The organism is Microbulbifer variabilis, from assembly GCF_056232115.1.
Window position 1 is genome coordinate 2,361,761 of the sequence record NZ_CP174325.1, and the last position, 12,590, is coordinate 2,374,350.

The following is a 12,590-nucleotide window of genomic DNA, read 5'->3' on the forward strand; positions in this document are numbered from 1 at the left end:
GCAATGAGTGAGTGGTTAGGGGGAACTGCTGCCGCTGGTGTTTAAATCCAGGCCGTAGGTTTGAACGTTAGTGTCAGAGGCTAATGACCATTGCTGGCAGGTTGGTGATCAAAACTCAATACTCTGGCGAGCTTCCACTGCCCATCCTCTTTTTTCCAGAGGTGGGTGAACTGTCCACTCTCGCGTAATACTTCGCTGTTATCAGCATTTATGCCATAAAATTTATGTGTACCGCTTTGAATGGCCCCGTAGTTGTTCATTGGGAAAACTCTAACACTATCGTTAATGAGTTCGCGGCGCGCTTTAATGTCACTGCCGGATTTCTGACGTTCACACATACTGCTAATACCATTGAGAAACTCTTGTGCTGAGCTTGCAGTTTTCCCCCACTTATCATGGTACATTTCAAAATCATCGGTGACGAGTTGACCCAGTTTTTTAATGTCGCAGCTGTTGAAAACAGCATCAAAAAGTTGTGAGTCCACAACGGTGATTTCCTTTTCTAATTCCTCCGTAGCTTGAGGGCCGGCAACGACGGGATGTTGCTCGGCAATTGCTGTGGGTATGAAAATTGATATGGCAGTAAAACCTAGAGCCATCAAATAATTTCGCATAATAAATTCTCCCTTTTTATTTACTATCTTACTTTTCACCAAACTGGCGGTCAGCGAAAAAAGCCCGACCACCAGTTTCAATTTGATTTTATACACTGCGCGTGGCGGTAGCCGGGGAGATATTGGCTGCACGCAGTGCTGGCGCTAGTGCAGCAGCGAGACTAACAACCAATACCAATAGAGCACAGATAAGGAGAGGTAGTAGGGTTAATACCGGCTGAGAGTAATCGCGTACCATATACTGATTAACGATTAGGGCTGCGGCACTGCCCAGGGCGATACCGGTAACGGCAATCAGACTGTTTTCAATCAGGAAATAGCGGCTGATATTGCTGCGGCTAGCCCCTAGTGCCCGTCTAACACCTATTTGTTTGGCGCGTTGGTTAATCCAGAAAATTGTCAGCCCGACGATCCCCAGCGCAACGATAAAGCTGAGTGTGGCCGCAACAATAGATAACACTTTGACCATTAAGTTATCGCCTGCATAACTGCGAGCGACATACTCTGAGAGCACTCTGGTTTTAATGACTCTTTGAGGGTCCCTTTCAGACAGTTTATCTACCAAGATTTTTAACACATCATCGCGCTTGCCTGGTTCGGCGCGTACTAAATAATTGACGTCCTGAGTATTTCTGACAATGGGGAAAAAGGCCACATTACCTGCTTTTGACCAGTCCACCCAGGCGCCCAGATGCCGTTCGATAACACCAATAATTTCTATTGGATGGGAAGTGTTGCCATCATAAAGGGGTTTTCCAATAGGATCTTGGTCTGGGTAAATTTTATCGGCGAACTGCTGGGTAATAACTGCGACATTGATATCCCGAATTTCACTTGGATCAAAATATTGCATTTCTGCATTGGTAAAATTTCGCCCCGCCACTAATTTTAAACCTAGGGTATTGATAAAGTTTGGGTCGGTGTTGTATCTGTTAGAGACCTCTCCGCCGACCTCCTGATTAGGTTGAGTGTAAAAAGTGCCCGCGGAGCCAGACCGCGATAAGGGGACTTGGTTGGTAATGGTTGCATCTTTGACGAAAGGCAGTTTTCGCAGTAACTCCAAATCAGAAGATACGGCTCCAATCATGTCGTAGTTATTGGGAATTGCCATCACGTTGATGGCAATGATCTCCTCTACGGCAATACCGGTGGGCCTTTCTATCTTTGCAATACGATCTTTTACGATCACAACCGTGTTGCTGATGATTGCCAGTGTCAATGCAAGTTGAAGAGCGATCAGCAGGGCAGGCACTTTGTTACGCCAGAGGGCGGATAACATGGGTTTTAATTCAAGCATGACTCGTCCTTACTGGGTTTTCAGGTAAATGGAAGGGTTAGTGCGACTGATACGCCAAGCTGGGTAAAGCCCTGCCAGCAGGCTTGCGATTAGCGCGAGACCGATGGCTGCGATCACCATCACCCAATCCATCCTCGCGACCGTATCCAGTTGTCCCATAGCTAAATAACGGATTCCACTGATCCCCATAAAAGCAAGTAAAATACCGGCTATCCCACCGAGAATACCGATGGTTGAACTTTCAATGAGGTGCTGCGTGAAAATGGCATTGCGGCTGGCTCCAAGTGCCCGACGCACACCCGCTTCAGGCGCTTTGCGGAGAAACTTGGCGAGTAATAGAGCTACTGCGTTGATAACGCAAACTAACAGAAAAGCCAGGGATACCCAGCCCAATACGCGATTGTCATCGCTGAGGACTTCGTTGAGAACCAGCCATTCGGAAGGTTTACTCAGGGCAAATTTCAATGGTCGCTCGAAGCGCCCTTGGTCCTTCTGCCCTTGAATATATGCGGTTAGAAAGTTTTCGTACTCGGTTTTTTGTTCTTTATTAGTGAGCTCTACCCAGTACTGAATCCAGACGCTCTCACTTTGTAGGAAACCCTCATAACCTTCGCCCTCTCCACTATCCCAGCCATTGGTATTCCCCCAGCTGTAAATTTCCAGCTTGCGGTGAAGACCAAAAGGCACGAAAAGGGATTCAACTTTCGTAAAGGAACCATTATTGACATCGTAAACTTTGGGTGAGGGTTCCCAGGTATCAATAACGCCAATGACGGTAAAAGGTTGGCTATTTAATATGACGGTTTCACCAATGCTGTCTTCTCCAGAGAATAACTTTTCATTGGTGGCCTTGGAGAGTATCACCACTTGCATGGGTGAGCTGTCGGCAGTCTTCTCCCAGGTGCCTCCATATATAAAAGGGATATCGAATAGGTTAAAGAAATCACGGGTGGTTACGCGGATGTCAGCGGTATAAGGCCGGATTGCTGACTCTTCCAGTTCCACGGTAAAACCATAGCGGTGCATGGCCACCTGATGGGTGGGGATATCAGAGCGCAGTAGGGCTTGGGCATCTCTATAAGTCAACTGCCAGGGAATTTCATTGGTGGTATTTGCGGCTTCATTAACATCCCAGCTATCGAGTTGAACGGCAAAAAGAACATCGTCTTTATGCTCTAGCGCGTTCTGCGACATCATGTAGTTGAGGGTGAGTACTGTCATGGAGGCACCCACACCCACCGCGATAGCAGCGACCATCAGCGCACTTAATGTCGGTGTACGACGCAGGCTTCGCAGTGCCAGGGAAATATAGTATCCAATCATTACTGCAGACTCCTTAAGCAGTAGCGGCTTCAGGTTGCTCTGTGACCGGGCGCAGGTCGCACACTTGCCCATCCACGATCTGGATATTGCGGTGCGCACGACGGGCCAGCTCCGGATCATGGGTAACCATTACGATGGTAGTTCCCCACTCATTGATAAATTCCAGTAGCTCCATTACTTGGCGTGCCATTAGGGAGTCGAGGTTTCCAGTGGGCTCATCTGCGAGCAGGAAACGTGGCTCCCCTGCCAGGGCCCGGGCAATAGCAATACGTTGTTGCTGTCCGCCGGAAAGCTGTGCAGGCAAGTGTTTTGCGCGGGCGGACAAGCCCACTTGCTCCAGTACTTTCTCAATACGCTTGCGGCGTTCTTTAGCGCTGAATCCACGGTAGCGAAGAGGGACATCAATATTGTCGAACAAGCTTAGATCCGGGATCAGGTTAAACCCTTGGAAAATAAACCCGATCTTTTCATTACGCAGGCGGGAGCGCTGGCGATCGTTCAGGTTACTTACATCCTCGCCATCCAGCAGGTACTGGCCGCCGGTTGGGGTTTCCAATAACCCTGCGATATTCAGAAAGGTCGTTTTTCCGGAGCCACTGGGGCCGGTGACAGAGACAAACTCCCCCTCCTTGACTTCTAGGCTGAAGTCACGCAGGGCGTGGGTTTCAATAGTGTCTGTGCGGAAACTCTTGCGGACGTTATGCATCTTAAGCATGGCGATGTTCCTTGTTTGTCACTGAATTTTTAAATCGTTGATAAATCGCGGAAACTGAGTGGGTGTAGCTTGCGCGTGTTGAATGTCTCGCTCGGTTTATTCTTTCAGGGCAACTAGCTGTGCCCTCTCCAATTCTTCGGAGGCGGAGATAATGATTTGATCTCCCTCTTGCAGGCCGGAAATGATTTCCACTTGTTTCAGTCCCAGCGCGCCAATTTGAATGGCGACGCGCTCTGCCTGTTGTTGATCGTTGAGGCGGAATGCAAAGCGGCCGCCGCTCTGATCCAGGAAACCACCACGTTTCACCAGCAGCACATCATTGCGATTCTCCAGTAGCACGCGGGCGGTGAGGCGCAGGTTTTGGCGCAAGTTTTGGGGTTGTCCCTCGCTAAAACGCACTCGGGCGATGACTTGGTTGTCGATGACTTCGGGGGATATCGCAGTGATTTCACCGGGTAGTTCACGCCCCCCTAGGTTGACGGCCACGGCCATATTCAAGCCGAGGTCGTCGGCGTAGTTCTCTGGCACTGCCGCCTCAAGCTCAAAACTGGTGAGGTCAACTACGGTGATCAAGGGGGCGTTAGCGGCAACGGCGCTGCGCTGGGATACGGCGAGACTGCCGATGGTGCCGCTGACAGGGGAGAGGATTTCTAATTCCCGAACGCGGCGCTCGAGTTCCTCTACCTGCAACTTCTGCTGGGACACTTGTAAATGAAGGGTTTGGGTATCAAAGCTCAGGGACTCTTTTTCCAGCTCGGCGTTTTGTACAGCCTGCTCATACTCCAGTTGTGCTCGGGCCATATCGTCCTTGCTCTTTTCAAAGTCGAGCAGGGAAATAATCTGCTTCTCCTTGGAAAGCTCAGCCCGTTTTAACTCCCGTTTGGCGGCGGTGAGGTTTACCCGGGCGAGATCGGCCTTTTGCTGGTTTTCCAACTGCTGGCGCTTGGCCTGTATTTTCTGCCGTTGCAATTCTACGGACAGTTTATTGAGTTGAGCTTCCTCCTGGGCGAGTTGGTTGGATAGCTCAGGGCTGTCAACCGAGGCGAGGACTTGCCCAGCTTTCACAGTATCTCCGGCTTTTACCGCAAACTTAACGATGCCCTGCGCAGGGCTATAAAGTGTGGGGCTGTTGGCTGCGACCACTTTGCCCTGAACCACCAAGTCTCGAATCAGGTCACCGCGCTCAACCTGGGCAATATTGATACGGGATAAGGACAGGGTGTTATCTACTGAGCCGGTCCTATGCCAGGCATTAACACCCCAGATCAAAAATGCGATGGTGAGGCCAAGCAAGGCGGCAGCCTTATAGGCTTTGGGGTTTTTCCAAAGCGGTAGGGCTTCGATTTGTGTATCTTGCCTGGAAGTATCTCTAATCATTGTTGCTTTCCACTTCTCTGTGCGATTGCTTCTGCTTTGTAATTTGGATGCAGTGCATTTCTGTTTCGGATGCAAATCAAAAAAATCTGCTCTGTGAGCTACTACGCAAACGCTGTGCCAACTTTTTTATGTCTGTAACTTACTGATATTTATTGATATTTTTCTTTTATGGGGATCTGCACAATCACAGGGGTGTCCGCTAAAAGTGTCCGCTGTCCGCCCTGTCCGGGAGATGGACCGGGCACTGTAAGCTGCATATTTCCGCCGGAAGAGGGGCGGATACCGAACTTTGCTTGCGGTTTCACGAGAGTGGTTGTCATGCGGGGGGACGGCGGTTTGTGGTAGAGTGCGCGGCCTTTTTTTGATCAATTCAAATTTATTTGCGTTTATGTTCCTTCCATCGCTGCTCTCTTCGACCAAAGCCGACTGGTTCGGCAATATACGTCGCGACGTACTCGCCGGCCTGGTAGTGGCCCTGGCACTGATTCCCGAAGCCATCGCTTTCTCGATTATCGCGGGAGTTGATCCCCGAGTTGGCCTCTACGCCTCTTTCTGTATTGCTGTGGTCATTGCCTTTGTGGGCGGTCGGCCGGGGATGATTTCCGCCGCTACTGGCGCAATGGCCCTTCTGATGGTGACCCTGGTGAAGGAGCACGGACTGCAATATCTGCTCGCAGCCACATTGCTCACCGGGGTGTTGCAGATCATCGCTGGCTATCTGAAGCTGGGTAGTTTGATGAGCTTTGTCTCACGGGCGGTGGTCACGGGGTTTGTGAATGCCCTGGCGATCCTTATCTTCCTGGCGCAAATGCCCGAGTTGATTGGTGGTACCTGGGAGGTCTATGCCATGACAGCTGCGGGTCTGGGGGTCATTTACCTATTCCCCTATGTCCCGGTGATTGGTAAAGCTGTGCCTTCACCGCTGGTATGTATCCTGTTGCTGACGGCAGTGGCTGTCACCATGGGGATGGATATCCGTACCGTGGGGGATATGGGCGAGTTGCCGGATACTCTGCCTATTTTCCTCTGGCCCGAGGTTCCGCTGAATTTCGAAACCCTACAGATTATTTTCCCCTACTCCGCTGGTCTGGCAGTGGTAGGTCTGCTGGAATCCCTGATGACAGCAACGATTGTGGACGACTTGACCGATACTCCGAGTGATAAGAACCGCGAGTGTAAAGGTCAGGGGATCGCCAATATCGCGGCCGGCTCCCTGGGGGGGATGGCCGGTTGCGCCATGATTGGCCAGTCTGTCATCAATGTGAAGTCCGGTGGCCGAGGTCGGCTCTCAACTCTGGTAGCTGGCGTTGGCCTGCTGACCCTGGTGGTGTTTCTCAGTGACTGGGTTGCGGTAATTCCTATGGCAGCACTAGTTGCGGTCATGATTATGGTTTCCATAGGTACTTTTGACTGGAGTTCTATCCGCAACCTGAAACGCTACCCGCTCTCCACAAATTTGGTGATGTTGGCTACTGTGGTTGTGGTAGTGTGGACCCATAACCTGGCCTATGGTGTATTTGTTGGTGTGTTACTGGCCTCGCTGTTCTTTGCCAATAAGGTTAGCCACTTTATGTACGTGAGCAGCTCTCTCGAAGAAGCTCAGAGCCGCCGAACCTACAAGGTCATTGGACAGGTCTTCTTCAACTCCGCCGATAAGTTCATGGCCTCTTTCGATTTTAAGGAAGTGGTGGATACTGTAGTGATCGATCTCAATCGCGCGCATTTCTGGGATATTTCCGGAGTAAATGCGCTGGACAAGGTGGTGCTCAAGTTCCGTCGTGAGGGTGCAGAAGTGGAGCTGGTAGGGTTGAACGAAGCTAGTGAAACCATCGTCGACCGGTTCGGCGTACACGATAAGCCCGAGGAAATTGAGCGGGTTCTTGGAGGACATTGATGGCCGTAAGCAGCAGCGAAAATAACAATAAAGAGACACATAATGGTGGGTCTTTACCAGTGGTACTTTCCTGTATTGATGGTTCCCAATACACCGGCGCCGTTTGTGATTACTCCGCTTGGCTGGCTGCCAAGCTGGACGCACCGCTAAAGCTGTTGCATAACATTGAGCGCAGTAGTGTACCTGCGGTCACCGATTTTACCGGCAGTATCGGCTTAGGCAGCCAGGAAGAGCTGCTGGAAGAACTGACGGCGCTTGAGCAACAGCGTGCGCAATTGCTGGTGAAGCAGGGCAAGCTCATGCTGCAGGCGGCACGAAATCGCGCTGAGGATGCCGGCGTTGGACAGGTCATTACCTGCCAGCGCCACGACACCCTGACAGAATCTGTGGTGGAACTGGAAGACTGCATTCGTGTTCTGGTACTCGGTATTCGCGGTGAGGAGCACGGCGAGTCAGAGCAGGGGCTGGGCGCACAGTTGGAAACTGTAGTCCGCTCCCTGCACAAACCGATACTGGTGGTTAATCGGGAATTTCAGCAGCCGCAGAGGATTATGCTTGCCTATGACGGTAGTGAGGCGGCGTGCAAGGCCCTGGGCCTGATAGCTGGTAGCCCGCTGTTCCGCGACCTGTCCTGCCATCTGGTAAATGTAGGACCGGCGCAAGTGGCGGAAAAGCTGTTAGCTGAGGCCAGTGCCGAATTGGACAAGGCCGGCCTCGCAGTAACGGCCAGTAATCTGGAGGGTAATACAGTTGAGGCCTTGATCACCTATCAGGAGGAGCACCAGATTGACCTCACTGTGATGGGGGCGTTCAGCCACAATCGTCTGCGCGATTTGTTGATGGGCAGTATCACAGCGAAGATGCTACTCAAGACCCGCCAGCCTCTGCTGCTATTGCGATAACTTTCCTAGAGCGCGAGTACTGCGTCCCGGGGGCTGACAAACCAACGCAAAGCCTCCGCATCCTCGGGAAGCGGTAGATCGTAGAATTTTGCATTGCGTGGTTTGCGGCAAAGCTCCCGCTCGGCAATGGCCAGGTACTCCTCTAGAGGAAGTAATGACACCTCCTGCTCGCTTTTACTGGAAGGGCAATTGCTGAAGTTCAATTGCGCCAGGCTGGCTGCGGACTCTGGTTTTTTGCCTTGATAGCGCCAGACTCCCTGATCCTGGTCGAAATAATAATACGGCAGTAGTCTCCAGCCGTGGCGCGCTACCAGAGCCACGGCTTCAAGCAGATATTCGAATACTGTCTCACTGATGAAGTAATTGAAATTCAGGCGTACCCAGCCCGGACGCATTAATTTTTGCCCTTTGAGTATCTGTCCCTCCAGCGCCCGGCTATAGGCCATATCGATATCCAGAAGGGTATGCCCATAGGGGCCAGCGCAGGAACAGCCACCGCGGGCCTGGATTCCGAAAAGGTCATTGAGTAGTGCTACTACGAAGCCGTAGTGCAAATCCTTCCCGCGCCATTTGATGCGCAGCGAGACAATTGAAAGGCGCGGTATATCAAGGTTGCCGAGAACCTCGATGTTCTCTTCCTTTGACCAGCGCTCGAGAGCATGGCCGATCAGCCGCTTCTCCCTCTGGGTTATTTCATTGATACCCACAGTTTGCTGGAGTTTAAAGACCATGCCTGCGCGAATGGACTCGACTATCGCCGGGGTGCCGCCTTCCTCGCTGCGCTCCGGGTCTTCGAGGTAACGGTGATCCTCAGGAGTGACATAGAGCACCGTGCCACCACCGGGTGCTGCAGGGACGGCGTTTTGCAGTAGCTTCTCTTTCACCACCAGAATTCCTGGAGTGCCGGGGCCACCGACAAATTTATGCGGAGAGATAAATACAGCGTCTTTTGAACTATCGCCCCGGGGGTCTTGCTCACCGCGCACATCAATTGCCATATAGGGGGCGGCCGCGGCGTAGTCCCAGAAAGACAGGGCACCGTACTGGTGAAGTAGGCGGGTGACAGCTTCTACTTCGGTCACGATGCCGGTGACATTAGAGGCGGCGGAAAAGCTGCCGATCCGCAGGGGGCGGTCAGCGTACGCACGCAGCTGATTTTCGAGCGTATCAAGATCCAATGTGCCGGTGCTATTCAACGGAATAGACACTAGTTCGGCAATGCTTTCCCGCCAGGGCAATTCATTGGAGTGGTGTTCATAGGGCCCAATAAATACGACAGGACGCTGGCTGGCAGAAATACTGTCACTGAAGCGATGCTGCAGGTTCAAGTCCACCGGAGGACGCAACTTTAGAATATCGATCAGCTTGTTAATGGCGGCAGTGGCACCGGAGCCACAGAATATGATTTTGTGCTCCTCGCTCCCGTTGACTGCACGCCGGATCTCTTTCCTCGCCTCCTCTCTGAATCCTGTGGTTTGAGCACCGGTGTAAGACGTTTCGCTATGGGTGTTGGCATAGTAAGGCAACACCTTTTGGCGAATAGAGTCTTCGATGAAAGATAGTGAGCGGCCGGATGCAGTGTAATCAGCATACACCAGTGGTCGCTGTCCGAAGGGGGTGGCAATGGGCTGCATATCGCCAATAACTGAGTCACGGATGTATTTGATGAGAGCTGTCACGAGTTCCATTTCCTGTATTTTTCATGGAAATTACTCTAGTGCTTTAACACCGAAACAATGTCCCTGTTTGTCTTTTTTAATTGGTAAATTTCGAAACATTGTGCCGTTTTATTTTATTTTTCGGTACGTTAATGCTTTAAAAGGGTAGGGTGGAAACACTAGTAATTATTATGAATGTTTTAAAGGAGGGGCTTTAATGGCGGCGCGGCTAAACAGGCAAGACAAACAAATTCTGGAGCTGTTACAGGGGGATGCGACGCTGTCTGTTGGGGAAATTGCTGAGCGAGTGGGTGTGTCAAAATCCGCTTGCTGGAGGCGCATTCACAAGATGGAAGAGGAAGGGATTATCGCTGATAGAGTGACCTTGCTAAACCAGCATAAGTTAAATTTGCCCCTGACTGTATATATCTCTATCCGTACCAACCAACACAATGACCAGTGGGCAGCCCAGTTTGCCGAATTGGTGCAGGGGGTTGCTGAGATTCTGGAGGTACACCGGATGAGTGGGGATCTGGATTACCTGATCAAGGCGGTGGTGACCGATATGCCTGGTTACGACCGCCTGTATAAAGAACTAATTAAGGCCGACCTATTTGATGTCAGTTCCAGCTTCGTAATGGAGACCATGAAACAGACGACCCGTTTACCTCTGACATACGCTGTTGATAAGTAAGCTTCAGTGGCTGTGGCGCTTGCGTAACCATTGGCGGAGTTTTGCCTCGCCAAGAGCCCTGTCTCCATATGGTACTTTGAGGCTATTGCGGATTTCCCGCCAGGCATTGGAGTTGAGCCAGAGATTCAAAGCCAGTACGACCAACATCACCAGGATGGAGCCCAGCCCCGCCAGCAGCATGTCCTTTTGCGCGTCCCAGATATCGCCCTGGGAGCCGAGGAACGCGATTCCCAGCTCCGGAGAAACTGTCCGTGCTGCCAACCATTCAATAATTTCGTAAATAGAAGAGAGGGCAAACGTCACATCTACTGGGAAGAAGTAGGCCCAGAATCCACGCAGACCAGCCAGGCGTATTAATATTTCCCGCACTGGGTAGGCGAGCAGCAACCCAAAACTAAAGTGCACCAGGCGATCGTACATATTGCGCTCGGCGCCAAGCCATTCCTGCAGAGTGTAACCAAAGGGCACTTCTGCATAGGTGTAGTGGGAGCCAAACACATGCAGGCACATAAACACGGTGATCAGCGTATAAGAGACGTTGGAGAGCGGGAGCATACGTATGCTGATCAAAATTACCGGCAGCGCCGCAAAGACCAGGTAATTTTCTAATAACCAGTCATCCGGATGCAGCGGCTGCCAGGCTGACCAGCCCCATGCGACTGAGAAAATAGCCAGTAATAACAGGCGGTACCAGTATTTTCGAATAGCGGACATGACTGTAAAAACCCACTGCAAAAAAAGTATATCTGCGCCAGGATACACCATTGTCCGCCGTTGTGGATTGGGCCAAATGACCCCTGGTATGAATAGCTAATGCAGGGCCGGCCGGTAGGGAAGGGCGGCAATAATCCTGGCTTCCTCATTCAGCAAATGGGCAAGACGACTCTCCACCGCCTCACGGGGGAAATACTCCAAGGCCAACTCAACAAACAGTTCATGGTGGCGGGCCTCACTTTCTGTAATGACCTTATAGAAAGTTTGTAATGATCCCGCTGGAAGGGCCTCAGCGACCAAGCCAAAACGCTCACAGCCTCGCGCTTCAATAATTGCTGCGGTGAGCAGGCGGTCTATCAGGTACTCTTCCGGACCACGGCGAATCAGCTTGCGCAGGGCATGAATATAGGGATCTTTCTCATCTGGTGCCTGATAGATCCCCCGCTCATGCATAATCCTGATCACTTGGCGGAAATGGTTCATCTCCTCTAAAGCCAGATTCACCATGGCCTCGACCAGTAGAGGTTTATCGGGATAGTGAGAGAACATGGACACTGCCATACCAGAGGCTTTCTTTTCCGCTGCGGCATGATCCTGCAGGAAGCGGTTAAAGTCACTGAGAACGACTTGGGCCCAGTCTTTCGGGGTCTTGTAATACAGTTGGAACATGGTGGATGGCGGTGACGCAAAAACGCCATTATACCGCCATCGATAGGATTGACCTGCTGGCCCTGTTGAAAAAGGTTTTAGCTCGCCAGGCGGCGTTCGCGTACTTCCCGATCGCGCTGGGTAGCAATTCGCGCCTGCTCCAGGGACATGCCGGCTTTAGCATGGGGGGTTGGCCTGCCATTAGCACCCAAAGCTACGAAGACTATTTGCTCGACTTGCACAATCAACTCCTGGCTCTGCTTATTGCGAACCTCACAGTGCACGGTGAGTGAACTCTGGCCAATGCCGATCACTTCAAACCCAAACTCTACTACGTCTCCGCAGCAGGCTGGGCTGACAAAATCGATCTCTGACATTAGCTTGGTTACCAGCATTGGTGTACCCATCTGACAGCCGGCAAAAATGGCAGCCTCTTCATCAATCCAGGCGAGTAACTGGCCGCCAAACAGGCGCTGGGCGGGGTTCAGGTCGCCGGGCTTTACACAGTGACGCGAATAGTATTTCACACTGACCTTCCTAACTAACTGTGGAATCAACAATTGGTGAGCTACTGGTGGCGAATTTGCCAGAAGTAATCCTCGGCAAATTTCGCAACAGAGATTAAATCGATACTCACATAGGGAGTTACTGCATACAGCGTGCCAAGGCAAAAAAAGTGTAGCCGAGGAAAAAGGTTGTAAAGACTGTCACGGAGTTTAAGGCAAGCACATATTTGGCGCGATTAGGCACCTGA

12 protein-coding genes are annotated in these 12,590 nt (G+C 51.5%); 3 read left to right on the plus strand and 9 right to left on the minus strand.

Annotation, left to right across the window (positions count from 1 at the left end; genetic code table 11):
* Positions 1 to 80: 80 nt before the first annotated feature.
* From ACJJI7_RS10370 to ACJJI7_RS10390, 5 genes are all read right to left on the minus strand, one after another.
* On the minus strand, positions 81 to 710 hold the full coding sequence (locus ACJJI7_RS10370; protein ID WP_444902222.1) for a nuclear transport factor 2 family protein: 630 nt from the start codon (positions 708 to 710) through the stop codon (positions 81 to 83).
* Positions 703 to 1,911, minus strand: coding sequence for an FtsX-like permease family protein (locus ACJJI7_RS10375; protein ID WP_444902221.1), 1,209 nt, complete (start codon positions 1,909 to 1,911; stop codon positions 703 to 705). The genes ACJJI7_RS10370 and ACJJI7_RS10375 overlap by 8 nt, the downstream gene beginning before the upstream one ends.
* Before the next feature lie 9 nt (positions 1,912 to 1,920).
* Positions 1,921 to 3,234: an ABC transporter permease gene (locus ACJJI7_RS10380; RefSeq protein ID WP_444902220.1), complete on the minus strand. Its 1,314-nt coding sequence runs from the start codon at positions 3,232 to 3,234 to the stop codon at positions 1,921 to 1,923.
* A gap of 13 nt (positions 3,235 to 3,247) precedes the next feature.
* Complete coding sequence (locus tag ACJJI7_RS10385; RefSeq protein WP_020411992.1) at positions 3,248 to 3,949, minus strand: ABC transporter ATP-binding protein; 702 nt, start codon at positions 3,947 to 3,949, stop codon at positions 3,248 to 3,250.
* A 96-nt stretch (positions 3,950 to 4,045) separates the two neighbouring features.
* The gene (locus ACJJI7_RS10390) at positions 4,046 to 5,326 is read right to left on the minus strand and encodes an efflux RND transporter periplasmic adaptor subunit (RefSeq protein ID WP_020411993.1); all 1,281 of its coding nucleotides are present in this window, start codon (positions 5,324 to 5,326) and stop codon (positions 4,046 to 4,048) included.
* A gap of 388 nt (positions 5,327 to 5,714) precedes the next feature.
* Here ACJJI7_RS10390 and ACJJI7_RS10395 point away from each other — a divergent pair, with 388 nt between their 5' ends.
* The gene (locus tag ACJJI7_RS10395) at positions 5,715 to 7,220 is read left to right on the plus strand and encodes a SulP family inorganic anion transporter (protein ID WP_040628253.1); all 1,506 of its coding nucleotides are present in this window, start codon (positions 5,715 to 5,717) and stop codon (positions 7,218 to 7,220) included.
* The gene (locus ACJJI7_RS10400) at positions 7,220 to 8,122 is read left to right on the plus strand and encodes a universal stress protein (protein ID WP_020411995.1); all 903 of its coding nucleotides are present in this window, start codon (positions 7,220 to 7,222) and stop codon (positions 8,120 to 8,122) included. The genes ACJJI7_RS10395 and ACJJI7_RS10400 overlap by 1 nt, the downstream gene beginning before the upstream one ends.
* Before the next feature lie 5 nt (positions 8,123 to 8,127).
* Here the strand turns inward: ACJJI7_RS10400 and ACJJI7_RS10405 are convergent, their stop codons facing one another.
* Positions 8,128 to 9,810 carry an aminotransferase class V-fold PLP-dependent enzyme gene (locus tag ACJJI7_RS10405; RefSeq protein ID WP_444902219.1) on the minus strand — a complete coding sequence of 561 codons (1,683 nt, stop codon included), beginning with the start codon at positions 9,808 to 9,810 and terminating at the stop codon, positions 8,128 to 8,130.
* Positions 9,811 to 9,997: 187 nt separating this feature from the next.
* On the opposite strand from ACJJI7_RS10405, the gene ACJJI7_RS10410 reads away from it, so the two are divergent.
* Positions 9,998 to 10,474, plus strand: coding sequence for an Lrp/AsnC family transcriptional regulator (locus ACJJI7_RS10410; RefSeq protein WP_020411997.1), 477 nt, complete (start codon positions 9,998 to 10,000; stop codon positions 10,472 to 10,474).
* 3 nt (positions 10,475 to 10,477) lie between these two features.
* Here the strand turns inward: ACJJI7_RS10410 and ACJJI7_RS10415 are convergent, their stop codons facing one another.
* From ACJJI7_RS10415 to ACJJI7_RS10425, 3 genes are all read right to left on the minus strand, one after another.
* Positions 10,478 to 11,188: a DUF2238 domain-containing protein gene (locus ACJJI7_RS10415; RefSeq protein ID WP_444902218.1), complete on the minus strand. Its 711-nt coding sequence runs from the start codon at positions 11,186 to 11,188 to the stop codon at positions 10,478 to 10,480.
* Between the two features lie 96 nt (positions 11,189 to 11,284).
* Positions 11,285 to 11,857, minus strand: coding sequence for a tRNA-(ms[2]io[6]A)-hydroxylase (locus tag ACJJI7_RS10420; RefSeq protein WP_020411999.1), 573 nt, complete (start codon positions 11,855 to 11,857; stop codon positions 11,285 to 11,287).
* A 77-nt stretch (positions 11,858 to 11,934) separates the two neighbouring features.
* Positions 11,935 to 12,363 carry an acyl-CoA thioesterase gene (locus tag ACJJI7_RS10425; protein WP_020412000.1) on the minus strand — a complete coding sequence of 143 codons (429 nt, stop codon included), beginning with the start codon at positions 12,361 to 12,363 and terminating at the stop codon, positions 11,935 to 11,937.
* Positions 12,364 to 12,590: the final 227 nt, after the last annotated feature.

Coding starts and splice junctions, on each gene's coding strand:
- ACJJI7_RS10375 (WP_444902221.1), bottom strand. CDS start 1,911: ATGCTTGAATTAAAACCCATGTTATCCGCCCTCTGGCGTAACAAAGTG.
- ACJJI7_RS10380 (WP_444902220.1), bottom strand. CDS start 3,234: ATGATTGGATACTATATTTCCCTGGCACTGCGAAGCCTGCGTCGTACA.
- ACJJI7_RS10385 (WP_020411992.1), bottom strand. CDS start 3,949: ATGCTTAAGATGCATAACGTCCGCAAGAGTTTCCGCACAGACACTATT.
- ACJJI7_RS10390 (WP_020411993.1), bottom strand. CDS start 5,326: ATGATTAGAGATACTTCCAGGCAAGATACACAAATCGAAGCCCTACCG.
- ACJJI7_RS10395 (WP_040628253.1), top strand. CDS start 5,715: ATGTTCCTTCCATCGCTGCTCTCTTCGACCAAAGCCGACTGGTTCGGC.
- ACJJI7_RS10400 (WP_020411995.1), top strand. CDS start 7,220: ATGGCCGTAAGCAGCAGCGAAAATAACAATAAAGAGACACATAATGGT.
- ACJJI7_RS10405 (WP_444902219.1), bottom strand. CDS start 9,810: ATGGAACTCGTGACAGCTCTCATCAAATACATCCGTGACTCAGTTATT.
- ACJJI7_RS10410 (WP_020411997.1), top strand. CDS start 9,998: ATGGCGGCGCGGCTAAACAGGCAAGACAAACAAATTCTGGAGCTGTTA.
- ACJJI7_RS10415 (WP_444902218.1), bottom strand. CDS start 11,188: ATGTCCGCTATTCGAAAATACTGGTACCGCCTGTTATTACTGGCTATT.
- ACJJI7_RS10420 (WP_020411999.1), bottom strand. CDS start 11,857: ATGTTCCAACTGTATTACAAGACCCCGAAAGACTGGGCCCAAGTCGTT.